The sequence below is a fragment of the Streptomyces purpureus genome (assembly GCF_014648195.1).
In the GTDB taxonomy this organism is placed as follows: domain Bacteria; phylum Actinomycetota; class Actinomycetes; order Streptomycetales; family Streptomycetaceae; genus Streptomyces; species Streptomyces purpureus.
On record NZ_BMQQ01000009.1, the window covers coordinates 30,063 to 56,074 of the forward strand.

The 26,012-nt window shown below is 72.7% G+C and carries 16 protein-coding genes; 9 read left to right on the forward strand and 7 right to left on the reverse strand.

What is annotated here, in order from left to right:
• From IEZ01_RS13825 to fxsT, 6 genes are all read left to right on the forward strand, one after another.
• On the forward strand, positions 1 to 974 hold a 974-nt coding region (locus IEZ01_RS13825), incomplete at its 5' end, for a VMAP-C domain-containing protein (RefSeq protein WP_444545485.1).
• A gap of 52 nt (positions 975 to 1,026) precedes the next feature.
• The gene (locus IEZ01_RS13830; protein ID WP_028797969.1) at positions 1,027 to 2,052 is read left to right on the forward strand and encodes an AAA family ATPase; all 1,026 of its coding nucleotides are present in this window, start codon (positions 1,027 to 1,029) and stop codon (positions 2,050 to 2,052) included.
• Positions 2,053 to 2,057: 5 nt separating this feature from the next.
• Positions 2,058 to 5,237 (forward strand): SAV_2336 N-terminal domain-related protein, encoded by a 3,180-nt coding sequence (locus tag IEZ01_RS13835; protein ID WP_189201897.1) that lies wholly within the window; start codon positions 2,058 to 2,060, stop codon positions 5,235 to 5,237.
• A gap of 83 nt (positions 5,238 to 5,320) precedes the next feature.
• Entirely contained in the window at positions 5,321 to 5,497 is a 177-nt protein-coding gene (locus IEZ01_RS13840) for a hypothetical protein (RefSeq protein ID WP_019889389.1), read from the forward strand.
• A 63-nt stretch (positions 5,498 to 5,560) separates the two neighbouring features.
• Complete coding sequence (locus IEZ01_RS13845) at positions 5,561 to 6,817, forward strand: FxsB family cyclophane-forming radical SAM/SPASM peptide maturase (protein ID WP_189201899.1); 1,257 nt, start codon at positions 5,561 to 5,563, stop codon at positions 6,815 to 6,817.
• A gap of 131 nt (positions 6,818 to 6,948) precedes the next feature.
• Positions 6,949 to 9,912, forward strand: coding sequence for an FxSxx-COOH system tetratricopeptide repeat protein (gene fxsT, locus IEZ01_RS13850; RefSeq protein ID WP_189201902.1), 2,964 nt, complete (start codon positions 6,949 to 6,951; stop codon positions 9,910 to 9,912).
• Between the two features lie 82 nt (positions 9,913 to 9,994).
• On the opposite strand, the gene IEZ01_RS13855 is transcribed toward fxsT, so the two are convergent.
• From IEZ01_RS13855 to IEZ01_RS13870, 4 genes are all read right to left on the reverse strand, one after another.
• Positions 9,995 to 13,792, reverse strand: a complete 3,798-nt coding sequence (locus tag IEZ01_RS13855; RefSeq protein WP_189201905.1) for a multifunctional oxoglutarate decarboxylase/oxoglutarate dehydrogenase thiamine pyrophosphate-binding subunit/dihydrolipoyllysine-residue succinyltransferase subunit — start codon at positions 13,790 to 13,792, stop codon at positions 9,995 to 9,997.
• A gap of 281 nt (positions 13,793 to 14,073) precedes the next feature.
• Positions 14,074 to 15,114, reverse strand: coding sequence for a HAMP domain-containing sensor histidine kinase (locus tag IEZ01_RS13860; protein ID WP_189202016.1), 1,041 nt, complete (start codon positions 15,112 to 15,114; stop codon positions 14,074 to 14,076).
• Between the two features lie 62 nt (positions 15,115 to 15,176).
• On the reverse strand, positions 15,177 to 15,920 hold the full coding sequence (locus IEZ01_RS13865) for a response regulator transcription factor (RefSeq protein ID WP_019889396.1): 744 nt from the start codon (positions 15,918 to 15,920) through the stop codon (positions 15,177 to 15,179).
• Positions 15,921 to 16,037: 117 nt separating this feature from the next.
• Positions 16,038 to 16,706, reverse strand: coding sequence for a spermidine synthase family protein (locus tag IEZ01_RS13870; RefSeq protein WP_019889397.1), 669 nt, complete (start codon positions 16,704 to 16,706; stop codon positions 16,038 to 16,040).
• Between the two features lie 235 nt (positions 16,707 to 16,941).
• Here IEZ01_RS13870 and IEZ01_RS13875 point away from each other — a divergent pair, with 235 nt between their 5' ends.
• Positions 16,942 to 17,694: a rhomboid-like protein gene (locus IEZ01_RS13875; RefSeq protein WP_019889400.1), complete on the forward strand. Its 753-nt coding sequence runs from the start codon at positions 16,942 to 16,944 to the stop codon at positions 17,692 to 17,694.
• Here the strand turns inward: IEZ01_RS13875 and IEZ01_RS13880 are convergent.
• Positions 17,585 to 18,127 carry a hypothetical protein gene (locus IEZ01_RS13880; RefSeq protein WP_189201907.1) on the reverse strand — a complete coding sequence of 181 codons (543 nt, stop codon included), beginning with the start codon at positions 18,125 to 18,127 and terminating at the stop codon, positions 17,585 to 17,587. The genes IEZ01_RS13875 and IEZ01_RS13880 overlap by 110 nt on opposite strands.
• A 162-nt stretch (positions 18,128 to 18,289) precedes the next feature.
• Between IEZ01_RS13880 and lon the strand changes: the two genes are divergently transcribed.
• Entirely contained in the window at positions 18,290 to 20,701 is a 2,412-nt protein-coding gene (gene lon / locus IEZ01_RS13885) for an endopeptidase La (RefSeq protein WP_189201909.1), read from the forward strand.
• Between the two features lie 270 nt (positions 20,702 to 20,971).
• Here lon and IEZ01_RS13890 read toward each other — a convergent pair whose 3' ends face one another.
• Together IEZ01_RS13890 and IEZ01_RS13895 are read right to left on the reverse strand one after the other, a co-directional pair.
• Entirely contained in the window at positions 20,972 to 21,763 is a 792-nt protein-coding gene (locus tag IEZ01_RS13890) for a trypsin-like serine peptidase (RefSeq protein WP_019889410.1), read from the reverse strand.
• A gap of 82 nt (positions 21,764 to 21,845) precedes the next feature.
• Positions 21,846 to 22,871 carry a helix-turn-helix domain-containing protein gene (locus IEZ01_RS13895; RefSeq protein WP_019889411.1) on the reverse strand — a complete coding sequence of 342 codons (1,026 nt, stop codon included), beginning with the start codon at positions 22,869 to 22,871 and terminating at the stop codon, positions 21,846 to 21,848.
• A 151-nt stretch (positions 22,872 to 23,022) separates the two neighbouring features.
• On the opposite strand from IEZ01_RS13895, the gene IEZ01_RS13900 reads away from it, so the two are divergent.
• The gene (locus IEZ01_RS13900; protein ID WP_229832938.1) at positions 23,023 to 25,836 is read left to right on the forward strand and encodes a M4 family metallopeptidase; all 2,814 of its coding nucleotides are present in this window, start codon (positions 23,023 to 23,025) and stop codon (positions 25,834 to 25,836) included.
• The last annotated feature ends 176 nt before the right edge of the window (positions 25,837 to 26,012 follow it).

Sequence of the window (26,012 nt, forward strand, 5' to 3'; positions counted from 1 at the left end):
GCGGCCAGGCCCTGCGCCCCCAGATGCGCAAGCGGCTGAGCGGACTGCGCCCCGCCCCGCGCGCCGTCCTGCTGGAGTTCGAGGAGGCGCCCGCCTTCTACGACGACACCGAGGACGACGGGTACGCGGGCGCCGGTGCCGAACAGGCGCTGTTCACCTGGTCCGTGCTGCGCGGCTACGGGGACGGGCGCTGGGAGCTCGCCGTCGAGCCCCAGCCGGACGGCGTGCCCTTCGCCCGCGCCCGCGAGCAGGCCCTGCTCGCCCTGGCCGGGGTGCTGGCCGGCGCCGACGCGGCCCGCCCGGCCGGTGACCCCGTGCCCCTCGAAGTCGCCCTGCCGGGCTCGCTGTTCGGCGCCGCCGTCGCCGAGTGGGAGATGCGCGAGGACCACCGCCCCAGCTCGCCGCGGTCCGTCGTCGGCGCCGACCGGCCCGTCGTCCTGCGGGACATCGAGCGCCGGCTCGCCCCGGTGGTGGGCGACGAGGGTGCCGCCGACCCGTGGGCGCGCCGCTGGCAGGGGCTGCTGAGCGCCCCCCGCCTCACGCCCGTACGGCTCGCCGAACCGCACGCCCCGCTCGGCCGGCAGCAGTTGAGCGCGCTGCCGGACGGCACCGTGCCGGTGCTCTGCCGGGACGTGTCGGCCGGGACCGGCGGCGACGCCGTCCAGCGCGCGGCCGGTCTCGGCTTCCCCGTCGCGCTCTGGCGCGCCGACGGCCACGGCGAGCCGCACCCGGATCCGGCCGCCGGCCACTGCGAGGAGTTCCACGACGGGGTCGCCGGGCTCCTCTCCGCCGTCGGCCCCGATCCGGCCGTCCTGTCCCTGCCCCGCCGGGTGTGGCGACTGCGGGCCGGGGAGCCGAGGGCCGCCTGGACGCGTGGTCTTGTGCTCTTCTACGACGATCCGCGGCACCCTTTGCCCCGCGCGGCCGAAAAACCCCTCCAGCAACCGGGGCGACGAGACCGGAATGCATCGTGATCCGCGGCGGGCCCCGGTACTGTCGTGGCAGCCTGTCGAGAAGGGGGTCGACATGAGCGAATGGCTTATCTACCGGGGCGCCGGAGCCCCGCACGACGGAATCGACCTGCTGCCCCCACCGCCGCCATGGCGCGATTTCGACGGTGACGGCCCGGTCCAGACGGCGAGCGCGCTCGACAGCGCCTCCCGCCGCCGGCTCGGCGTCCGCGACTTCCAGGCCCAGCTGCACCGGCCGGGCACCGAGGAGCGCGAGCTCGTCAACGCCGCCCTCTATCTGCGCAGACCCCTCCTGGTCACCGGCAACCCGGGCAGCGGCAAGTCGACCATCGCCCACTCCGTCGCGTACGAACTGCGCCTCGGCCGGGTCCTCAACTGGCCCATCGTCAGCCGCAGCACCCTGCGCGACGGGCTCTACCAGTACGACGCCATCGGCCGGCTCCAGGACCTCCAGATCCGCCGCACCCTCGGCGAGGGCGACCAGCACGAGGGCTCCGCCATCGCCGACATCGGGCGCTACATCCGGCTCGGCCCCCTCGGCACCGCGCTGCTGCCGTACGACCGGCCCCGGGTCCTCCTCGTCGACGAGCTCGACAAGAGCGACATCGACCTCCCCAACGACCTGCTGAACGTCCTGGAGGAGGGCGAGTTCGTCATCCCGGAGCTGGAGCGGATCGCCGACATCGCCCCCGTGGTCGAGGTCATGACCGACGACGGCGTGAAGGTCCCCCTCCACGGCGGGCGGGTCCGCTGCCGGCAGTTCCCCTTCATCGTGATGACCAGCAACGGCGAACGCGACTTCCCCGCGCCGCTGCGCCGCCGCTGCATCCAGCTGCAGATGCCGGCCCCCGACGAGGCCCGGCTCGCCGGGATGGTGCGGGCCCACTTCGGCGACCAGGCGGAGGTGGAGCATGCCGACCTCATCCGGCGCTTCCTCCACCGGGACGCCGGTGACGTCCTCGCGGTCGACCAGCTGCTCAACGCCATCCAGCTGGTCCGGCTCATGGGGGCGGAGGAGGGCGCCGCCACCAGGGCCCGGCTCGCCGACGTCCTGATGACACCGCTCGACCGGACGGGGTGACGCGGGTGCCCGGCCCCCGCCCGGACCCCTTCCTCCATCTCGTAGAGGCCCTCTCGACCGCCGGAGTACGGCTGGACAGCAGGGAGATCGCGGACGCGCTCTGGCTGTCCCGGTGGACGGCGCCCGACGCCGAGCCCGCGCCACCCGGCGCGCCCGACGCACGCCGCAAGGATCCGGCCAAAGTCCCCGCCGGGCATCCGGCGGCCGAAGCGGACCAGGCCCCGCCCACCGCCGCGACGGACCGTGACACCCCGCCGGAGACCGAGCCACGCGGTTCGACGGCACCCGTCCCCGCCCCCGATCCGGGCCGCCGGACCAGGGCGCCCGCCGCATCCACCCTGCCGTCCCTGCCCCCGCTGCAGCGCGCCCTGCGGGCCCTGCGCTCCTACCGGCCCTCCGGGCCGACCACGGACATCGCCCTCGACGTGGACGCCACCGTCGAACTCGCCGCCAGCACCGACCTGGTGGTCCCCGTGGTCCGCCGCGTCCGCGGCCGCACCGCCGACCTGCAGATCCTCATGGACGGCGCGCCCTCCATGGCCGTGTGGGAGGGCCTGCTCCAGGAACTGCGCCGGACCTGCGAGCAGCTCGGCGCCTTCCGGGACGTCGGCGTCCAGTACGTCCACCCGCTGCGCGAGGGCATCGGCGTCACCGCCCACTCCGGACCCGGGCAGGTCCTGCGCCCCGCCCAGGAGCTGTCCGACGCCTCCGGACAGCGTGTCCACGTCGTCCTCAGCGACTGCACCGGACCGCTCTGGCGCGACGGCACCTTCCAGAAGCAGCTGCGCCGCTGGGCGGGCAGCGCGCCGCTCGCCGTGCTCCAGCCGCTGCCCCACCGGATGTGGCAGCGCACCGCGCTGCCCGCCGCCGTCGGCCTGCTCACCCGCAGGCCGGGACCGTACCGGGCGCTGGAGTTCCGGGGCCTGGAGCCGGGCACGCGCGCGCGGTACGGCGCCACGGTGCCCCACCCCGTCGTGCCCGTCCTCACCCCGACGCCGGCCGCGCTGCGCACCTGGGCGCGGCTGGTCTCCTCCGACGCCGGGCTCGAACTGCGCTGCGCGGCCGCCCCCCTTGAGGCGCCCCGGGACAGCGTGGCGGCCGCCCCCGGGGAGGACCGGGAGGCCGCCGCCGAGCGGCTCGCCGAGTTCGCCGAGACCGCCTCGCCCGCCGCCCGTCAGCTCGCCGTCCAGCTCTCCGCCGCGCCCCTGTCCGTGCCCGTGATGCAGCTTGTCCAGCGCGCGATGCTGCCGCAGAGCGGCCCCGGCGAACTGGCCGAGGTGCTCCTCGGCGGCCTGGTCCGGGAGCTCGACGAACCCCGCGGCGGCGACCGGGACGACGGCCGGCGGCACGGGCCGTGGTTCGAGTTCCAGCCGTACGTACGCGAACTGCTCCTCGAACAGCTCAGCGCGGGCGAGGCCGCACTCGTCCTCAAGCACTGCGCCTTCTACATCGAGCGCACCTTCGGCCGCGGCGCCCGGAACTTCCCCGCCATCGTCGTCGCCCACCTGGAAGGCACCGGGCGCCGGGTCGCCAGCGGCAGCGGCAGCGTGCCCGAACCCTTCGTGTACGTCTCCGAACAGGTCATGCGGCGCTTCGAGCGCGAGGTCGGCTACCGCTCCACCACCCCCTCCGCCGCCGAGGGCCCGGTCGCCGCCGCCACCGCCCACCTGCGGTCCTACGCCGCTAAACGCTCCACCGACGACCTCCTGGAGGCGCTGCGGCTGCTGCGCACCCCGGCCGCCGCCGACCACCCCGACCGCGGCCGGCTCTACACCGAAGCGCTGCTGCACGCCTGGACCGAATGGCGTGACCCCGACTCCCTGCGCCGCGCCGAGCAGGTCGCCCGCGCCCGTACCGACGGCGCCACCGCGCGCGTGCGGGCCCGGGACCGGCTCACCCTCGCCCGCGTGCTGCGCGCCCGCGGCGAGGCGGTCACCGGCGACCAGGGCGCCGGGGACCTCGACGAGGCCGCCGCCCAGCTGGAACGGGCCCTCGGGGAACGGGGCCTGGACACCGACACCATGCGGGAGTGCGCGCTGCTCCACACCCGGATCGTGGAGCGGCGCTCACAGCTCTCGCCCACCGCCGCCGCCGAGCCGCTGCGCCGCTCCAGCCGCCTGCTCGGCCGGCTCACCCAGACCTGGCCGGGCGGCCCGCCGCCGCCCGAACTCCGCTTCGCCCTCGGGCGGGTGCTCCTCCAGCGGGCCGCCCTGGAGGAGCCCGGCAGCGACCGGACAAGGGAACTGGCCGAACGGGCCGCTTCCGCGCTCGATTCGGGGGTACAGGACACCAGGAGCGCGGAGGACGGAGCTGTACCACCGGCGCGTGCGCTGTTCGATCTTGCCGAGGCATACGCGCTCAGTGGTGAACCGTTCACACACCCCGCGGAAGGGGAAACCTTGAACCGGGCCGCCGACGCGGCCCGTAGAGAGGGGGAGACGGAGCTGGAGGCCCTCGCGCTCGGCCGGCTCGCCGTGTACCGGTGGGCCCGGCACCGCGCGGCCGGCCACGCACACGACGTTGACAGCGTCACACAGGACACCGAACTGGCCGAGGCGGAGATGAAACGGGCATTGAGTCTGTTACGACCGGGTGACCCACAACGCGTAGAACTCCTCGTCGCATACGGCCGGATGCTCCTGGAGATTCTCCAGGAGCCCGAGCCCAGGTCCACGGTCTCCGAGGCCGTGCACAGCCTCCGGGAGGCCGTCGCCGACACGGCCCCCAGCCACCCCTCCGCGGCCGAGCGCCGACTGCTCCTCGCCCGCGCGCTGCGCGAGCGCTACCACCGCGAGTCCATGATCGCCGACCTGTACGAGGCGTGCTGGACGGCCGAAGAGGCACTGAGGGGCACCGAGATACCCGCCCCGCGCGCCCAGGCCCTGCTCGAACTGGGCGGCCTGCACCGGCTGCTGGCCGAGCGCACCGAGGAGCGCGGCGAGTGGGGGATCTCCGACGACACCTACCGGCGCGCGGCCACCGAGGCCGCCGCCGCGGGCGACCCGCTGACCGCCGCGCGGGCCCTGCACGGCCGCGGCGAGGTCCTGGAATACCTCGCCGGACCGGCCAGGGCGCTGGAGATGTACCGGCAGGCCCGCGAGCAGTGGGACGGCGTCCCGGGCGCGGATCCGGCCGAAGTGCGGCGCACGGATGACCGGATCCGGCACCTGGGCGGCACGCGGTGACTCGCACGTGTTTCCGGGCGCGGGCCAGAGGGCATGTGCGGTGAGACCTGCACAGCGCGGACGCGACCACACGAGGAGACGATGTGCGGACCCCGGCCGTGAGCGTGCCCGGCGAGTCGCTGCCGGACTTCTCCGGCGTCGACCTCGCCGCCCTGTACGACCGCAGTGAACGGCCGGCGCTCTCCGTGGTGCTGGAGGGGCTGCTGGCCCGGCCGCGTACGGAACACGACACGTTCGCCGCGTTCGAGGACACACCGTGAGACCCCGCCCCGCCGGGCGGGGGAACGACTGGAGCCGATGAACTGACGCAACGGGGGTGCGGAGTGAGGGTCGAGCACACGGGCGCGGGAGCGGCCCGCTCCCCGGCGCCCTGGCCGCTGTACGAGCTCGATCTCGCCGAGGCCCGACGCACCGGGCCACACCCCCTGCCGTTCCGCCAGTTCGTCCTGAAGACACACAGCCGCTGCAACCTGGCCTGTACGTACTGCTACATCTACGAGAGCCCCGACCGCAGTTGGCGCGAGCGGCCCGTCCGGGTCCCCGACGCCACCATGCGGCGCACCGCGGCCCGGATCGCCGAACACGTCCGCGCCCACCGCCTGAGCTCCGTACGGGTCGATCTGCACGGCGGTGAACCGCTCCTCGGCGGCGCCGCGCCCCTGCTGCGCTACACCGCCCACGTCCGCGAGGCGTTACCCGACCACTGCGCCGTCTCCTTCGTCGTGCAGACCAACGGCACCCTCCTCACCCCGGACGCCCTCGCCGCACTCGCCGGCGCAGGCATCCGCGTCGGGCTGAGCCTCGACGGCGGCACCGCCGCCCACAACCGCCGCCGCGTCGACCACGCCGGCCGCCCCGGCTGGCCGGCCGCTGCCCGCGCCGCCCGGCTGCTGCGCGACCACCCCGGCAGCTACGCCGGCATCCTCTGCACCATCGACCTCACCAGCGACCCGGGCGAGGTGCTGGACGGCCTCACCGCGCTGCGGCCCCCCGCGCTCGACCTGCTCCTGCCGCACGCCAACTGGTCCTCCCCACCGCCCGGGGTCGCACCCGACGACCCCCGCACGCTCACCCTGCCCCACCGGCGCCCCACGCCCTACGGCGACTGGCTCGCCGAGGTCTTCGACCTGTGGTGGGACAAGGACCGGCCCGCGGTCCCCGTCCGGCTCTTCGCCGAGATCATCGCCCTGCTCCTCGGCCTGCCCAGCTCCACCGAGTCCGTCGGACTCTCCCCGGCCGCCACCGTCGTCGTCGACACCGACGGCGCCATCGAACAGGTCGACTCGCTGAAGACGGCCTACCCCTACGCCCCGGCCACCGGACTCGACGTGCACCGCAACACCTTCGACGAGGCCCTGGAGCACCCCGGGATCGTCGCCCGGCAGCTCGGCCGCGGCGCACTGCCCGCCGCCTGTCTCGACTGCCCCCTCGTCGCCGTCTGCGGCGCCGGCAACTACGCCCACCGCTATGTGGCGCACAGCGGGTTCCAGCACCCGACGGTCTACTGCGCGGACATGACCCGGCTCATACGGCACATAGCCGGCCGGCTGCGCGCCGAGATCGCCAGCGCCTCGCCGTAAGCCTGTCGGCCGATTGCCCGCGCGCGTCCGGGACTTCACCGGATCGGCAGGTCGCGGATGCCTTACGGTGCCGGAAGAGCCCACGTTCCCCATCGCACGCCACACTGCTCGCAGGACAGGGAGACGGTCGTATGGCCGAGCACATCACCATCAGCCACGCGGGTTCGAGCCGCCCGTGGGCGGCCTGGATCTCGCACCAGCTGGAACAGCAGGGACTCAGTACGTCCATGCTCCGCTGGGACCCGGCCGTGGAGACCACGCTCGTCGAGGCCCTCACCGGCCTGCTCGACGGGCCCGGCCGGGTGCTGCTCGTCCTCGACGACTGGTACTTCGGCCTCGGCCCCCGGCCCGCCGCCGAGTGGGCCGAAGCGCTGCGCGAGGTCGTCCCGCCGAACGCCGACCGGTTCGCCGCGGTGAACGTCGCCACCGGCGCCCTGCCCACCACGGCCGCCGCGCTCGGACCGGTGAACCTGCTCGGTCTCGACGCCCGCGAGGCCCGCCGCCGGCTGCTGCGCCGGCTCTCCGTGGAGCAGCCACGGCCCACCGACGACACGGACGGCAGCAGCCCCCGCTTCCCCAACGACGACCAGGCCCAGTGGAACGTACCGCCCCGCAACGAACGCTTCACCGGCCGCGACTCCGTCCTCGACGAGATCCACGACGTCTTCACCCGGGGCTCCGGCGAGGGCGAGCGCTGTGTGCTGCGCGGAATCTCCGGCGTCGGCAAGACCCAGATCGCCCGCGAGTACGCCTACCGCTTCCGCAACGAGTACGACATCGTCTGGCAGGTCAACTCCGGCTACCCCGGCACCGCCCGCGAGCAGCTCGCCGAGCTCGCCACCCGCCTCCAGCTGCCCGCCGGACGCGAGACCGGCGACCGGATCCGGGCCGTCCAGGACACCCTGCGCAGCGGCCGCCCGTACCGCAACTGGCTCCTCGTCTTCGACGGCGCCGACTCCACCGAAGGCATCGAGGGCCTGCTCCCCGACGGGCCGGGACACGTACTGATCACCACTCTCACCCGGGACTGGGCCGCGCTCGGCCGCACCCAGGAGATCGAGATCCAGCCCTTCACCCGCCGCGAGTCGGTCGCCTTCGCCCGCCGCCGCGCCGCCCGGCTCAGCGCCGAGCAGGCCGACGCGCTCGCCGAGGCCGTGCAGGACCTGCCGCTGCTGCTCAACCAGACCGCCGCCTGGCTCGACATCAACGAGACCATGCCGGTCGAGACGTACATCGAACGCATCCGCAGCGGCCGGCCCAACCAGTTCGGCATCTCCATCGCCGACGACGACTACAAGAAGAGCGTCTGGACCAGCTGGTCGCTGACCCAGAACATGCTCCGCGAGAAGCACCCCGACGCCGCCGAACTCCTCAAGGTCTTCGGCTTCTTCTCGCCGGACGCCATCCCCGTCGGACTCATCCAGACCGCCCGCCCCGGCGACCTGCCGCCCCATCTCGCCGCCCTCGCCGCCGACCCCATCGGCTGGCACACCAACCTTCGCCGGCTGCACGAGGCGACCGCGGTGATGCGGATGGACTACCCCGCGGACACCGGATTCGACCCGGGCGTCGAATCCGTCCAGATGCACCACCTTTACCACGGCTACCTCCGCGACGGGATGCCGCAGGCCGAGCGCGAGGCCGCCTCCGCGGCCGCCTGCCGGGTCCTCGTCAGCGGATCCCCGCGCAACCCCAACGACACCCGCCTGTGGGCCCGCTACGCCCAGCTCATCCCGCACCTCGAATACGCCGGCGCCTTCGACAGCACCGACGCAAGCGTCCAGGAGCTCGTCCTGGACTGCATCAACTACCTGCGCGTACGCGGCGAGTACACCGCCGGGCTCGACCTGTGCGTGAAGGCCTGGCCCCGCTGGCAGCAGCGGCTCGCCCCGGCCGACCGCAATCTGCTCATGCTCGAATACCTCCACTCGATCCTGCTGCGCAGGGTCGGCCGCTACCGCGAGGCCGAGGCCATGGGCCGGGGCTCCGTCGCCCAGCTGGAACAGCACTCCCCGAACAGCGGCGAACTGGTCCGCGCCAAGACCGGCCTCGGCGGCAGCCTGATGGCCCTCGCCTCCTACGACGAGGCGAAGCTCCTCTTCCAGGAGGTCTGGGAGACCTACAACAGGCTCCTCGGCGACCAGCACCCCCGCACCCTCGGCGCCCGCCACAACTACGCCTACGTCCTCGCCCAGCTCGGCCGCTACGAGGAGGCGCTCACCATCGAGCTGGACGTCCTTCAGGTCATGGAACGGGTGCTCAAGCTCCGCCACCCCTCCACCCTCTCCAGCGGCATCACCTGCGCCACCCTGATGCGCTGGCTCGGCCGCTACGAGGAGGCCACCTCACGTCAGGAGCAGAACGTCCGCGTCCACCGCCAGATCATGGACCGGCACCACCCGCAGACCCTGCGCGCCGAGCAGAACCTGGCGCTCTGTCTGCGCCGCACCGGCGAATACCAGTCCGCCGAGGTCCTCATGCGGACCGTCCTCAGCCGCTCCGAGCAGGTCCACGGGCCGCGCCACCCCGACACCCTCGCCGTCCTCGCCGACTACGCCAACCTGCTGCGCCAGCACGGCGACACCGGACGCGCCAGAGAACTGGCCGAACGCGCCTGCGACGAGTACAGCTCACTGCTCGGCGACGGGCACCCCTTCGCCGCCGGCGTGCTCGGCAACCTCGCGCTCGTACGGTCGGAGTTCGGTGAGCGGGAGGAGGCCCTGCACATGTCGGAGCGGGCACTGTCCCGGATGCGGGCCTCCGTCGGCGAACACCACCCCTGGACGCTCGGCTGCGCGCTCAACACCTCGGCCGCCCGGGCCCTGGTCGGCGACGAGGAGGGCGCGGCGGAACTCTCCGCGGGCACCGCGCAGCGGGCCGGGGACGTGCTGGGCGAGTCCCACCCGCTGACGCTGTCCGCCCGCGCCGCGCACGCCGCCGACCTGCGCGCGCTGCGGCGCGCCAAGGAGGCCGCGGAGAAGGAGCAGGAGGTGATCCGGGCGCTCGCCCAGACCCTCGGCGACCAGCATCCGCACACCCTGAGCGTGCGGCGGCGCGAGCGCCCGTACTGGGACTTCGAACCGCAGCCCGTCTAGGCCCCTGGCCGGGACGCCGAAGGGCCCGGTCCGTATCGGCTGATACGGACCGGGCCCTTCGATCGTCTACGTGCCTGCTGGATCAGGCGTCGAAGACCTCGGCCACCAGCTGGGCCTGCTCGATCTCATGACGCTTCTTCGAGCCGACCGCCGGGGACGAGCTGTGCGGACGCGAGATGCGGCGCAGACGCTCGCCGTGCGGGATGTCCGCGCCGACGGCCAGGTCGAGGTGGTCGATCAGGTTCAGCGCGATGAACGGCCACGCACCCTGGTTCGCCGGCTCCTCCTGCGCCCACAGGTACTTCTCGGCGTTCGGGAACTTGGCGATCTCGGCCTGGAGCTCGGCACCCGGCAGCGGGTACAGACGCTCCAGACGGATGATCGCCGTGTCCGTCGTGCCGCGCTTCTTGCGCTCGGCGTCCAGGTCGTAGAAGACCTTGCCCGCGCAGAAGACGACCTTCTTGACCGCGTTCGGGTCGACCGACTCGTCGCCGATCACCGGGCGGAAGCCACCGGTGGTGAACTCCTCCGCCTTCGACGCCGCCGCCTTCAGACGCAGCATCGACTTCGGGGTGAAGACGATCAGCGGCTTGTGGTGCGGGTTGTGCACCTGCCAGCGCAGGAGGTGGAAGTAGTTCGACGGGAGCGTCGGCATCGCGACCGTCATGTTGTCCTGCGCGCACATCTGGAGGAAGCGCTCCGGGCGGGCGGACGAGTGGTCCGGGCCCTGGCCCTCGTAGCCGTGCGGCAGCAGCAGCGTGACGCCCGAGGTCTGGCCCCACTTCTGCTCGGCCGAGGAGATGAACTCGTCGACGACCGTCTGCGCGCCGTTGACGAAGTCACCGAACTGGGCCTCCCAGACGACCAGCGCGTCCGGGCGGGCCAGCGAGTAGCCGTACTCGAAGCCCATCGCCGCGTACTCGCTCAGCAGCGAGTCGTAGACGTTGAAGCGGGCCTGGTCCTCGGAGAGGTAGAGCAGCGGGGTGAAGTCCTCGCCGGTCTCCTGGTCCACCAGCACCGCGTGGCGCTGGCCGAAGGTGCCGCGGCGGGAGTCCTGGCCGGCGAGCCGGACCGTGGTGCCCTCCATCAGCAGCGAACCGATGGCGAGGGTCTCGCCCATGCCCCAGTCGATGGTGCCGTCGTCGACGGAGGCGGCACGCCGCTGCAGCTGCGGCATCAGACGCGGGTGGACCGTGATCCGCTCGGGGATCGTCACCTGCGACTCGGCGATCCGCTTCACGACCTCCTGGGAGACCGCGGTGGTGACGGCCACCGGGAACTCCGGCTGCGCGTCCGGGACATGCGTCGGAGCCGGGTGGCTGGTCGCCTCGCGGACCTCCGCGAACACCTTCTCCAGCTGGCCCTGGAAGTCCTGGAGCGCCTGCTCCGCCTCTTCGAGGGTGATGTCACCGCGACCGATCAGCGACTCGGTGTAGAGCTTGCGCACCGAACGCTTCTTGTCGATCAGGTTGTACATCTGCGGGTTGGTGAACTGCGGGTTGTCGCCCTCGTTGTGACCGCGGCGGCGGTAGCAGATGAGGTCGATCACGACGTCCTTGTTGAACGCCTGGCGGAACTCGAAGGCCAGCCGCGCCACGCGGACCACAGCCTCCGGGTCGTCGCCGTTCACGTGGAAGATCGGCGCCTCGATCATGCGGGCCACGTCGGTCGCGTACATCGACGAACGCGACGACTCCGGGGCGGCGGTGAAGCCGACCTGGTTGTTGATGACGATGTGGACCGTGCCGCCGGTGCGGTAGCCGCGCAGCTGCGACATGTTCAGCGTCTCGGCGACGACACCCTGGCCGGCGAAGGCCGCGTCACCGTGCAGGGCGACCGGCAGGACCGTGAAGTCCGTGCCGCCCTTGTTGATGACGTCCTGCTTGGCGCGCACGACACCCTCGAGGACCGGGTCGACCGCCTCCAGGTGCGAGGGATTGGCGGTGAGCGAGACCTTGATCTGCTCGCCGTCCAGACCGGTGAAGGTGCCCTCGGCACCCAGGTGGTACTTCACGTCGCCGGAGCCGTGCATCGACTTCGGGTCGAGGTTGCCCTCGAACTCGCGGAAGATCTGGGCGTACGACTTGCCGACGATGTTCGCCAGCACGTTCAGCCGGCCGCGGTGGGCCATGCCGATGACGACCTCGTCGAGGCGGGCCTCGGCGGCGGAGTCGATGACCGCGTCCAGCAGCGGGATGACGGACTCGCCGCCCTCCAGCGAGAACCGCTTCTGACCGACGTACTTGGTCTGCAGGAAGGTCTCGAACGCCTCGGCGGCGTTCAGGCGGCGCAGGATCCGCAGCTGCTCCTCACGCTCCGGCTTGGAGTGCGGGCGCTCGACGCGGTCCTGGATCCACTTGCGCTGCTTGGGGTCCTGGATGTGCATGAACTCGACGCCGGTGGTGCGGCAGTACGAGTCGCGCAGCACGCCGAGGATGTCGCGCAGCTTCATCATCGACTTGCCGGCGAAGCCGCCGACCGCGAACTCCCGCTCCAGGTCCCACAGGGTGAGGCCGTGCTCGGTGATGTCCAGGTCGGGGTGCTTGCGCTGGCGGTACTCCAGCGGGTCGGTGTCGGCCATGACATGGCCGCGGACCCGGTAGGAGTGGATCAGCTCGAAGACCCGCGCGGCCTTGGTGACGTCGTCGTCGTGCGAGGCGTCGATGTCCTTGAGCCAGCGGACCGGCTCGTAGGGGATGCGCAGGGCCTTGAAGATCTCGTCGTAGAACCCCTCCTCGCCGAGGAGGTAGTTGGCGACGATCCGCAGGAACTCGCCGGAGGCGGCGCCCTGGATGACCCGGTGGTCGTAGGTCGAGGTCAGGGTCATGACCTTGGAGATGCCCAGCTTGTTCAGGGTGTCCTGGGAGGTGCCCTGGAACTCGGCGGGGTAGTCCATGGAGCCGACGCCCATGATCACCGACTGTCCGGGCATCAGCCGCGGCACGGAGTGGACGGTGCCGAGGCCGCCTGGGTTGGTCAGGGAGACCGTGACGCCGGTGAAGTCCTCCATCGTCAGCTTGCCGACGCGGGCGCGCTTGACGATGTCCTCGTAGGCCTGCCAGAACTCGAAGAAGTTCAGGGTCTCGGCCTTCTTGATGCCCGCGACGACGAGCTGGCGGTCGCCGTTGGGCTTCACCAGGTCGATGGCGAGGCCGAAGTTCACGTGCTCCGGCTTGACCAGGGTCGGCTTGCCGTCCTTCTCCGCGAAGGAGTAGTTCATCGACGGCATGGCCTTGATCGCCTGCACCATCGCGTAGCCGATCAGGTGCGTGAAGGAGATCTTCCCGCCCCGGGCGCGCTTCAGGTGGTTGTTGATCACGATCCGGTTGTCGAAGAGCAGCTTCACCGGGACGGCGCGGACGGACGTGGCCGTCGGCATCTCCAGCGAGAGGTTCATGTTCTTCGCGACGGCGGCGGCCGGGCCGCGCAGCGTGACCAGCTCGGGGCCGGCAGGGGCCTCGGCCGCGGGCTTGGCGGCAGCCGGCTGTGCGGCGGCTGCGGCCGGCTTCGCGGCGGCGGGCTTGGCCGGAGCGGCCGGGGCGGCGGGCTGTGCGGCAGCCGGCTGTGCGGCGGCTGCGGCCGGCTTCGCCGGAGCGGCGGCGGGGGCCTGGGCCGGGGCGGCGGGCGCCGCCGGGGCGGTCACCGCAGCCCCCGTGGCTGCGGCACCGGTCGTGGGGGCTTCAGCCGTGCCGGGGGTACCGGGCTTGTAGTCGGCGAAGAAGTCCCACCAGGCACGATCGACCGAATTCGGGTCCTGGAGGTACTGCTGGTAGATCTCGTCGACGAGCCACTCATTGGGACCGAAGGCGGCGGCAGGGTTCTTTCCCTGCGCGCCTTGGTCGGTCTGGGAGCTCGAGTTACTGGGGGACTGAGACGACACGGCGGCAACCGCCCTCTTCCGCTTCACAAGGTGATGGACAGCGGAAATAAAGGCTACGCCTCCCCGGCCGGGAGGTGCAGGCCGGGCATGCCAACGTCGCGCAAGTCACACTTGACGGAGAGTTTCGGCGTAGGGAATGGCGGGAAACAAGCGTGGTTCCGCTTTGTTTCGGGTACGCGCGAGCGTGGCTGCGACCCCCGTGAGTCGCAGCCCGGCCGGCGTTCTGACCACTGACACGCAGAACACGGGCTTCCGGTTCGAACCCTACGTCAATCTCTTGCTCAGGGGCTGCCCGGAAGAGTGACCTGGATGCGGCAGCCACGTGCGGATTCGGCCACACCGATACGGCCACCGTGCAGATCCACCGCCCAGCGGGCGATCGCCAGCCCCAGACCCGTACCGCCGTCGCTGACCGGCCCCTTCTGGGCCGGGACGCTGCCCCGGTTGAACCGCTCGAAGACCGTGCGCCGCTCCGACTCCGGAATGCCGGGGCCCTCGTCCTCGACCTCCAGCTCCAGCGACTCGGGCCAGGCGCCCCGCCGGGCCCGTACGGTCACCCGGCCGTGCGGCGGGGAGTGCTTGACCGCGTTGTCGATCAGGTTGGCCATCACCTGGTGGAGGCGTTCGGCATCCGCGCGGGCGGTCAGCTCCGGCGGCGAGACGTCCAGGTGCAGATGGACGTCGGTCCGGGTGTGCAGACCGGAGGTGGAGGACAGGCCGCGCTGGGCGGCCGCGAGATTCGCCTCGCGCAGCACACCCGACAAATACGGCCAGACCTCGAAGCGGCGCGATTTCAGCGTGACGACACCGTTGTCGAGCCGTGACAGATCGAGCAGGGTCTCCACCAGCCGGCCGAGCCGCTCGGTCTGCTTCAGCGCCGTGCGCATCGTCTCCGGATCGGCCTCGGAGACCCCGTCCACCACGTTCTCCAGGACGGCCCGCAGCGCGGCGATGGGCGTGCGCAGCTCATGGGAGACGTTGGCGACCAGCTCCTTGCGGTGCCGGTCCACGGCCTCCAGGTCGTCCGCCATCCGGTTGATCGTGGAGGCGAGCGTCCCCAGCTCGTCGCGCCGGTCCGCGCCCCGCACCCGGTGGGTGTAGTCGCCGTCCGAGATCGACCGGGCTACCGTGTTCATCTCGTCCAGCGGGGCGGTCAGGCCGTGCGCCACGAACTGGGTGATCAGCAGGGTCGCGATCATCGCGAAGATCGTGATGTAGCGGAACTCGGTCGAGGTCTTTATGGCGACCAGCGCCAGACCCGAGGTGATCAGCACCGCCCCGACGACCAGCGCGCCCAGCTTCGCCTTGATCGAGACCGTCATGCGCCGGCGGGCCGGCCGGGCGGGCCGGGGCGGCCTGGGCGGGCGGGCCGGCCGCGGCGCGGTCACGGCGCCGGGGTCTCCAGCGCGTACCCGACACCGTGGACGGTACGGATCCGCTCGGCGCCGATCTTGCGGCGCAGCGCCTTGATGTGGCTGTCGACCGTACGGGTGCCGGAGGCGTCCGCCCAGTCCCACACCTCGGCGAGCAGCTGCTCACGGGAGAGGACCGCGCGCGGGGTGTTGGCCAGGCAGACCAGCAGGTCGAACTCGGTGGGCGTCAGATGGACGTCCTCGGCCTTGACGCGGACCCGGCGCTGGGCGTGGTCGATCTCCAGCTCGCCCAGGCGCAGGATGCCGCTGCGCGGCGTCACGGCCGCCAGGGCCGCCCGCTCCACCCGGCGCAGCAGGACGTGCACCCGGGCCGCCAGCTCCCGCATGGAGAACGGCTTGGTCATGTAGTCGTCCGCGCCGACCCCGAGCCCGACCAGCATGTCGGTCTCGTCGTCACGCGCCGTGAGCATCAGCACGGGGACGGGGCGCTGCGCCTGGACGCGGCGGCAGACCTCCAGGCCGTCGAAGCCGGGCAGCATCACGTCGAGGACCATCAGGTCGGGCTGCCAGGCCTCGGCGGCATCGACGGCCGCCGGGCCGTCGGTGGCCGTCTGGACCAGGAAGCCCTCGGCCCGCAGCCGTGCGGAGATGGCGTCCACGATCGTGGCGTCGTCCTCGACGACCAGGACCCTTCGCTGGGCGCTGGCCGACGGGTACGGCGCCGCACCGCCCTGGCTGGTGGTTGTCTGCTCCATCGCCCCGCCCCTGACACGCGTCGTCGCGCACCGCACGTAGTTCTGTGTGGCCGTCTTCATCGTGGCCGTGATCCGAGTTGTCGAGGCAGCAGCGTAAAGGCAGTCGCCGCGTCGCGGCTATCCAGCCCTGACGCCGAGGTGGACCACATCGGGAACGCCTCGGGCAACGTGGATCTCTTCAGTCCTTACCCCGCTGAATCCGGCATTCCGCATTGACTCCTCGAATTCGGAGGAGGGCCGCGCGGACCAGACGGCGAGCACTCCGCCCGGCCTCAGTCGAGCCCGGCAGAGGGCCAGTCCGCCGGGCGAGTAAAGGGTTTCGTTGTCCTCGGTGACGGTCCAGTCGGGGCCGTTGTCGATGTCCAGGCAGAGGGCGTCGTAGGTGTCCGGAGTGGTCCGCAGATGCTCCACGAGGTCCGTGTGCAGAATCACGGTCGCCGGATCGGCCAGCGCCTCGCCGGAGATCGCCGCGAGGGGGCCTTCGCGGTGCCAGTCGATGATCGCCTGCTCGCGTTCGACGACGGTGATCCGCGCCCAGTGGCCGCTCGCCGCCGCGTGGGCCAGCGAGAAGCCGACGCCGAGACCGCCGATGAGGACGGCCGGGGCGGCCGGCGGCGGGTCGAGGGCCAGGTACGCCGCGTCCACGAGCAGCCGTTCCGAGCGCCCGTCGGAGGTGTCCATGAGGAACGTGCCGTTGGCGATGATCTGGAACAGGTCTCCGTGCCGCCGCAGGACCACCTCCCCGTACGGTCCTTCGCGCCGGTCGAGGGTGACGGGGGCGGACATGCGGGGAGCCTCCTGCCGTAGGTGGGTGCACATGGTCGTCGGGACCATCCTCGCCGCGCGGGAGCGCCCCGGACAATCGGTTAACGGCCGTCTCGCGCCCGGGGCACCGGCTCCCCGTGGCCGGTTCACGCCGGACCGTCGGAGTGTCGTAGGTCACCCGCCTCCGGTGGTGGTGACCGTGGTGGCTGGGGCAGGGTGGAGGCCGGAGTCGATCGACGCGAAGGGGCCTGGTGAGGTGCGGCGACGTCGGACACCGCCGGACCCGTCCGGCCCCGCGGGCCTCCTCGACGCCCTCCCGCAGCGGCCGGCGCCGCCCGCCGGGACCGTCATGCGCGGGCGGGTCCCCGTGCCCTTCACCTTCGCCTACGGCGGGGTGCTCCTGGCGACCTCTCTCTACGCGGAGTTCGGCGACCCCGGCACCGTCGCCGCGCTCCTGGAGGGCTCCAGCACCGACGCCGCCCATCTCGCCCGTACTCCCCTGCTCGTCCTCGTCGCCAGCGCGCTGTGGATCGCGGGCGGACTCGCCTCGCCGTACGCGCTCGGCTTCGTCGTCGTGCTCGCCGCGCTGGAGCGGCGGGTTGGCGCGGTGCGCACCGCGGCCGTGTTCGGCGCGGGGCACGTCGTGGCGACGCTCGCGACCGAGGTGCCGGTCGGGATCTCGGTGTGGGCCGGGCAGTTGCCCGTCTCGTCGCTGCACCGGCTCGACTACGGCATCAGCTTCGGGCTGCTGGCCTGCACCGGGGCGCTCGCGCTGCTGCTGCGCGCGCCACTGCGCGCCGCGCTGCTCGCCGGGGTGTCCCTGATGCTCCTCGCGGATCTGCGCGCCTACGAGGACCCGGTCTCCGACTGGGGCCATCTGCTGGCCTTCGTCACCGGCCTCATGTGCTGGTCAGTCGTGCGTCCCGGGGCAGGGCGTCGAACACCCGCCGAAGGGCGTCGGGACGCTCCCCGTCGGCCGCGACGACGACCCGGTGGTCGTGCGCGATGACGTACTGGAACCCGTCGAAGACGGTCGGCCCGGTGGGCCGCACGGGCACCCGGGCGTAGGCCGGCGCCTCGAGGGAGGCCCGCAGCCGCGCCACTTCCGCGCCGGTCATCCGGCCGGTCCGCTCCTGGCCCTTGCCCGTGCGGACGGTCCAGCGGCCGTCGCCGTGGACCCGCAGTTCGTTGCTGACGCCCGCGAACCCGCCGCTGACGTTCACCGACACCAGGACCTCGTCCGGGTCGGCGGCCCGCTGGGGCGACGCGGGCGGTGACGTGGCGGGGGAAGGTGACGCGGCCGTGGACGGTGACGCTGCGGGCGGCGGGGCCGCCGAGGGCGGTGGCGGGGTGTCTCCGGTGGCGCAGCCGCTGATCCCCGCAGCGACCGCGAGCACCAGGGCCATGCCCCATCCGGCCCGTGTGTTCCCCCCGTTGGTCATGGCACGAGGATGCCGCCTTCACCCCGTCAGAAACAGCCCCTGTTCCGTACGGCTCCGGCGTACCGGGGCCCGATCGCTCAGAGCGAACACCTGTCGGGGAACAATCCCCGGCTCAGCAGCATTGAGTCGGCATAGCTCAACTTGACTGCCGAAGGGGAGATCATGGCTTCTGAGTCCACGGTGTCCGTGCCGCTCACTCTGCCCGTGCTGCCGCTCGACGACGAGGTCGTGCTGCCCGGGATGGTCGTGCCGCTGGACCTGTCCGACAACGACGTACGCGCCGCCGTCGAGGCCGCCCAGGCAGCCGCCCGTGCCACCACCGGCAAACCGCGGGTCCTGCTGGTGCCCCGTATCGACGGCACCTACGCGTCCACCGGCGTCCTCGGCACCGTCGAGCAGGTCGGCCGGCTCTCCGACGGCGACCCCGGCGCGCTGATCCGCGGCCGCGGCCGGGTGAGGATCGGCGCAGGCACGACCGGTCCCGGCGCAGCCCTCTGGGTCGAGGGGGCCACGGTCGAGGAGACCGTGCCCGACCCGCTGCCCGGTCAGGTCACCGAACTGGTCAAGGAGTACAAGGCACTCGCCACCGACTGGCTGAAGAAGCGCGGCGCCTGGCAGGTCGTGGACCGTGTCCAGCAGATCGACGGCGTCGGCGCGCTGGCCGACAACTCCGGCTACTCGCCGTTCCTGACGACCGCCCAGAAGGTCGAACTCCTGGAGACCGCCGACCCGGTCGCCCGCCTCCGGCTCGCCACCGAGCAGCTGCGCGAGCACCTCGCCGAACAGGACGTCGCCGAGTCCATTGCCAAGGACGTCCAGGAGGGCGTCGACAAGCAGCAGCGCGAGTTCCTGCTGCGCCGCCAGCTCGAAGCCGTCCGCAAGGAGCTGCGCGAGCTCAACGGCGAGAGCGAGGGCGAGGAGTCCGACGACTACCGCGCCCGCGTGGAGGCCGCCGACCTGCCCGAGAAGGTGCGTGAGGCCGCCCTCAAGGAGGTCGACAAGCTGGAGCGGTCCAGCGACCAGTCCCCGGAGGGCTCCTGGATCCGCACCTGGCTCGACACCGTCCTCGAACTGCCCTGGAACGAACGCACCGAGGACCAGTACGACATCCAGGGCGCCAAGACCGTCCTCGACGCCGAACACGCCGGCCTGGACGACGTGAAGGAACGCATCACCGAGTACCTGGCGGTCCGTAAGCGGCGCGCCGAGCGCGGTCTCGGTGTGGTCGGCGGCCGCCGCGGCGGCGCGGTCCTCGCCCTCGTCGGCCCGCCCGGTGTCGGCAAGACCTCCCTCGGCGAGTCCGTCGCGCACGCCATGGGGCGCAAGTTCGTCCGGGTCGCCCTCGGCGGTGTCCGCGACGAGGCGGAGATCCGCGGCCACCGGCGTACGTACGTCGGCGCGCTGCCCGGCCGGATCGTACGGGCGATCAAGGAGGCCGGGTCCATGAACCCGGTGGTCCTGCTCGACGAGATCGACAAGGTCGGCTCGGACTTCCGCGGCGACCCGGCCGCGGCCCTCCTCGAAGTCCTCGACCCGGCGCAGAACCACACCTTCCGCGACCACTACCTGGAGGTCGAACTCGACCTCAGCGACGTCGTCTTCCTCGCCACCGCCAACGTCCTGGAGGCCATCCCCGAGGCCCTCCTCGACCGGATGGAGCTGGTGCGGCTCGACGGCTACACGGAGGACGAGAAGGTCGTCATCGCCCGGGACCACCTGCTGCCGCGTCAGCTGGAGCGGGCCGGTCTGGAGCCGGGCGAGGTCGTCCTTCAGGACGCCAGCCTGCGCAAGCTGGCCGGCGAGTACACCCGCGAGGCGGGCGTACGCAACCTGGAGCGCTCCATCGCCCGGCTGCTGCGGAAGGTCGCGGCCCAGCACGAACTGGGCGACCGCGAGCTGCCGTTCACCGTCACGCCGGACGATCTGCGCGCGCTGATCGGGCGTCCGCACCACATCCCCGAGTCCGCCCAGGACCCGGCGGAGCGGCGCACGTCCGTGCCGGGTGTCGCGACCGGTCTCGCCGTCACCGGCGCGGGCGGCGACGTCCTGTTCGTCGAGGCGTCGCTCGCCGACCCGGAGACGGGCGCGGCGGGGCTGACCCTGACCGGCCAGCTCGGCGACGTGATGAAGGAGTCCGCGCAGATCGCGCTCTCCTTCCTGCGCTCGCACGGCGCGGAGCTCGAACTGCCGGTGACCGGCCTCAAGGACCGGGGTGTGCACATCCACTTCCCGGCGGGCGCGGTGCCCAAGGACGGTCCGAGCGCGGGCATCACGATGACGACGGCCCTCGCCTCGCTCCTGTCGGGCCGTCTGGTCCGCACGGACGTGGCGATGACCGGCGAGGTGTCCCTGACCGGCCGGGTCCTGCCGATCGGCGGGGTGAAGCAGAAGCTGCTGGCCGCGCACCGGGCGGGCATCACGACCGTGGTGATCCCCAAGCGGAACGAGGCCGACCTCGACGACGTCCCGGCCGAGATCCTCGACACGCTGGAGGTCCACCCGGTCACCGACGTCCGCCAGGTCCTGGAGATCGCCCTGACCCCGGCGGAGGTGGCTGTCTCCGCCGCGGCGTGAGACGGCCCGTGAGGAACGGCGCCCCCTCGGGGGCGCCCTCCTCACGCGCCTACGCCGGGCGTGGCTCACGCCCCGCCGCGCCCCGACCCTGCGGCGGGGCCGGTCATACGCCCGGCCGCGCCCGGACCCCTGCGGCCCCGGCCTCACCCACCTGCCGCGCCCGGACGCCCCGGCGGGGAGGGGACTCATGCCCGGCCGCGCCCGGACCCCTGTGGCCCATCCGGGCCTCACGCCCCGCCGCGCCCCGGATCCCTGCGCCCCCCGTCGGCCTCACGCCCCCGCCGCCTTCTCGTACAGCTCGCGCGCCCGCGCGTCGAAGACGACCGCCGTGGACTCGGTGTCCGTCTCGCCGCCGCTGAGCACCCCGATCAGACGGCCCGGGTGGCGGGCGTCGCGGTAGTCCGCGAGCCAGGGGCTGCCGCTCGTGCCGTCCCAGAAACCCGCGCACTCCATCCGCATCGAGCCGTCCAGCTCCGGGTCGGGGGAGGTGTCGGTGGTGCAGGAGACCGGCGTGCCCGAAGGGTTGTGGTCCTCGTTCGGGTAGCCGACGACCGTCACCCGGCGGTGCGCCGGGGAGGCCCAGTCGGCCTCGGCGCCGCCGACGACCTGCTGCACACTGCGGCCCCGCTCGTCCGGTTCCAGGGTCAGGAAGGCGTAGTCGACGGCGTCGTCCCCGTCGTCCCGCCATCCGTCGTCGACCTGGACCGCGCGGACCTTCCAGCTGCCGTACGGGCGGGTGCCCGGGTCTGCGCCGCGGTAGCCGGGCACGAAGGAGAAGTCCTCGGCGTAGGCGCCGTCCGTGAAGACACAGTGCGCCGCGGTCGCCACGACGTCGCCGCGCGGACTGTCCACGACGCTCGCCGTGCACCAGTGGCCGTCCTCGTCGGCCAGGACGCCCACCGACGGCAGTCCCACCCCTGGCGCGGCGGCTCTCCCCGGAGTGGGGGAGGGCAGCCGCGGCACCGGTGGCGGACCGGTGCGCGCGGGGGCCGCGCAGGCGGTGGCGCTCGTCAGCACGGCGGCGACGGACCAGAGCAGAAGCCTCTTCCCGTACACGTACATGCGTCTCATCCTTACCCACCCGCCTGTGAACCCGCCGGTGAACCCGCCTGTCAAGCAGCCTGGGAAGTCCCGGCCGTGGCCGTCACACGTCCAGCCACCCGCGCAGCGTGGCCCGCGCGCCCGCCTGGAAGCGGGTCTCCGCGTCCAGCGCCTCCAGGAGCCGGCTGATCCGGCGGCGCGCGGTGTGCACATGCACGCCGAGGCGCCGGGCGATGGCCTCGTCCTTCAGCCCGGCCGCGAGCAGCCCGAGCAGTTCCCGCTGCCCCTCGGACAGTTCGCCGTCCCCGTCGCCGGTGGCGCCGCCGCCCGCGCCGCCCAGCGGGGTGGCCCGTTCCCACACCGTCTCGAAGAGCGGCAGCAGCGCGTTGTGCAGCAGGCAGTCGCCGACGACCAGCGCCGAGGCGGTCGCGTCGGCGGCTCCGCTGGGCGGCAGCAGGGTGATCCGCCGGTCGACGGCGATGAGTTTGGTGGGGACGCCGGAGGCGACCCGGGCCCGCAGGCCCCGCTCCACCAGCGCCGTCAGGGACCGCATCCGGCCCGGGTAGCCGAGCGCCGTCCGGTCGAGCACGGTCCGTACCCGTACGCCGCGCTCCAGCAGCGCCTCGACGTCAAGGCCCGGGGTGCGGGAGGTGCCGTCGCCCGGCTGCCCGCCGGTGTACGGCGGCCGGTCCAGGATGGCCACCTCGTGCTCGGCCAGGGCCAGCAGGTACGCGGCCCGCTCACCGATCGCTCGCGGGCCGGTGACCACTTCGATCCCGCCGTCGGCGGCGCTCGGCGAGAGGGAGGTCAGCCGTCCGGCGAGCTGGTCGGCGGACATCCGCAGGCGCTCAAGCTCCGCGGAGCGCAGGTGGAGTTCAGCCTGTCTTCGGTGGATCAGCGTACGGATCGCGGCGGCCGGCGCCGCCGGGTGCGGCAGCCCGCCCTGGTCGGAGGGCGAGGCGAAACCGTGCTCGACCAGCCGGTCGAGTGCGCTCTGCAGCCGGTCCCGCGGCAGTGCGAGCAGGACCGCCAACTCCTCGGTCCCGCACGCCCGTTCCTGTAACAGCGCCTCGTACGCGCGCTCCTCGGCCGCCCCCAGGCCCAGAGTTCGCAACTCCCCCTCGATCATGGGGTGGATTCTCACGCCGCCTTCACGACGCACACAAGTGTGCGTGTCCACTACTGAACACCGGCTCAGCATTGAACGGCCGATACCCCACCTGTTGCATGGTCATGACCACCTGAAAGTGCCTGACCAGCATGTGGGAGGGGTACGTTCTGTGCGCACGTACAGGAGAAAGACGACCGGTTCACGGCGGGCCGGAGCGGGGGTGGCGGCGCTGCTCGGCGCCGCCGGGCTCCTGATCACCGCGGTACCGGCACAGGCGGCGGCGACACCGCCGCCGGCCACCGGTGTCGTACCGGCCACCGACACGGAGACCCCGGCGCTCGTCGAAGGGATCCGGGAGCCGGTCGACGCGAAGGCCGCCCCGGCCGACGCGGCCCGCGAGCATCTCGCCGCCAAGGAGAGCCGCTACCGGATCGCCGAGCCCGCGCGTGACCTCGCCCCGCTGCGCACGGTCGCGCAGGACGGCAAGGAGACCGTACGGCTCCAGCAGAAGCACCGCGGCGTCCCCGTCCTCGGTGGGCAGTACGTGGTCCGGATGGAGACCAAGGACGGCACACGGGTCGTCACCGGCACCTCCGGGAAGTACTTCACCGAACTGACCGCGGGCACCGAGCCGTCGGTCGACCAGGAGACGGCCGTGCGCCGCGCGGTCGCCGCGACCGCCCGCGGGCTCGGCGGCAAGAAGCTCACCCGGGCCGACGCGGTGAAACGGCAGGGCGCCTCGTCCGAGAGGGCGGCCGCGCTCAGCGGTACCGCGCGCGGCCTCGTCGTCATCCCGCGCGGCGAGGGCGTGCTCGCCCACCATGTCACCGTACGCGGCGCGGACCCGGCGACCGGGGAGCCCGTCCTGCGGCAGGTGTACGTCGACGCGAAGGCCGGCTACCCGGTCCTCGAGTACAGCGGCATCAAGACGATCGCCGGCGCCCGGCAGCCGGGCGGGAAGCCCCCGGCCGCGGCCGCCGCCGCCACGGCGCACCCCGGTTCCGAGGGCAGCGGCGTCCTCCTGGACGGCACCAAGGTCCCGCTGAACGTCTACCGCGACACCACCCGCGACCAGTACGTCATGGTCGACCACGCGCGGATGGCCGACGGCACCAAGGGCACCCTCTCCACCTGGGACGCCACGGGCCGCGACGTGAGCGAGGCGGCCGGTGCCTGGCCCAGCGGCATCAAGGAGGTCGGCTCCGCCACCGCCGACTTCGGCAAGGAGGCCACCGACAAGGGCGCGGTCGACGCGCACTGGGCGGCCGGCCAGGTCTACGACTACTACAAGCGGCAGCACGGCCGGGACGGGCTCGACGGGCGCGGCTCGTCGTTCAACTCGCTCGTCGGCGTCACCGAGTTCGGCCAGCCGTACGTCAACGCCTTCTGGGACGGCCAGAAGATGGTGTACGGCTCCGGCGACGAGGAGTACAAGCCGCTGTCGGCCGACCTCGACGTCGTCGGGCACGAGATGACCCACGGTGTCGTCGAGAACACCGCCAACCTGGTCTACGCGGGCCAGTCCGGCGCCCTCAACGAAGCCATCGCGGACTACTTCGGCAACGCCGTCGACGTCGCCGTCGCCGGCCGCTCCATGAGCGACCCGGACGCGGGCCTCATCGGCGAGAACCTCTGCCGCACCACCGCGCCCCGCGACTGCGCGCTGCGCGACCTCAACGACGGCGCGAGCACGTCCAAGAACTTCCTCGGCGTCGCCTTCGGCACCGACAACGGCGGCGTGCACCTCAACTCGACCATCTTCTCCGGCGCGCTGTGGGACATGCGCCAGGACATGGGCGCCGAGCTCGCCGACCGGATCGTCTACCGGGCGCTGTCCTCGTACATGACCCCGCTGGACGGCTTCACCGAGGGCCGGGCGGCGGTGCTCGCCGCGGCGAAGGAGCTCGGGGCCTCCACGAAGCAGCTGTCGGTCACCAAGCGGTCCTTCGCGGCCCACGGCATCGTCCCCGGCTGGGAGAAGGCCCTCGGCGTCGACACCGACGTCCTCTTCCGCAAGCTCAACACCGCCGGCACGGGCGTCGGAGCGGGCGGCGGCTGGTGGACCGTCTCCAAGTCGAACGACGACGGCTCCGAGCCGTACTCGGTCTACGCGGGCCGGGCCAACGGCACCGGTACACCCAGGCTGATCAGCCCCAACGACGGGCGCTTCCACGTCTACCCGGCGACCGACGGCAAGACGGTGGTCTGGGCGGCGTACGGCCCGACCAGCCTGGACATCCTCTCCCGGCCGCTGGCGGGCGGCCCGATCAAGAAGCTGTACACGTCCACCACGGACATCTCCGGGCTGCGCTACGAGAACGGCGTCGCCGTCTTCGAGACGTACGACCTCTTCGGCGGCCGGCACGTCGGCTTCCTGCGCCCTGGCGACCGCGAGCCCGCCTTCGTGGACGGCGGCCGCTACCACCTGGCGACCGCGCTGCCCTCGATCAGCAAGGGGAAGATCGCGTACGCCAAGCTGTACCCGGGCGAGAGCGGCGACTACCGGCTCGGGGTCGAGATCTACGACCTCGCCACCGGCAAGGCGACCCTGACCGAGCAGCTCGGCGAGCCCCAGGGCCTCGGCCAGACCGGCATCAACGGCAGCCACGTCTTCTGGCTCGCCGACGAACTGACCGACGACGACGGCCAGATGGCGATCCGCCGGGCCGACCTGGACGGCACCAACGCCTTCGACATCAGCGGCGAGGCCAAGCCGGGTGCCCTGATCGCCGCCGACCTCACCGTCTCGGAGACGTCGGTCACGGTCAGCTCCCAGCTCCCGGCCCTCTCCTGGAACAACGAGTCGCTCTCCAAGCTCTGGCAGCTGACCACGGACGGCGCGCAGCGCGAGCGGGTCTCCTGCAACCGCGGCGAGCAGCTGTCCCCGGCGGCGGCCGGTGACCGCCAGGTCATCTGGATCGACGCCACCACCGGCTGGACCGACCTCACCACCCGCACCCGCCCCGCGGGCCGCTGCGGCTGACCGGCCCCGCACAGACCAGGACCCCCGGCGCCCGTGCGCCGGGGGTCCGCCGTGCGGGCGCCTAGCAGAACCAGACCTGTGGGGAACCCGGCCGTGGGATCGAACTCCCGCTCGGCGAGACGAAGCGGGCCACGGTCTGCAAGGCCCAGCTGTAGAACGCCTCGGGGCTGTCGCCG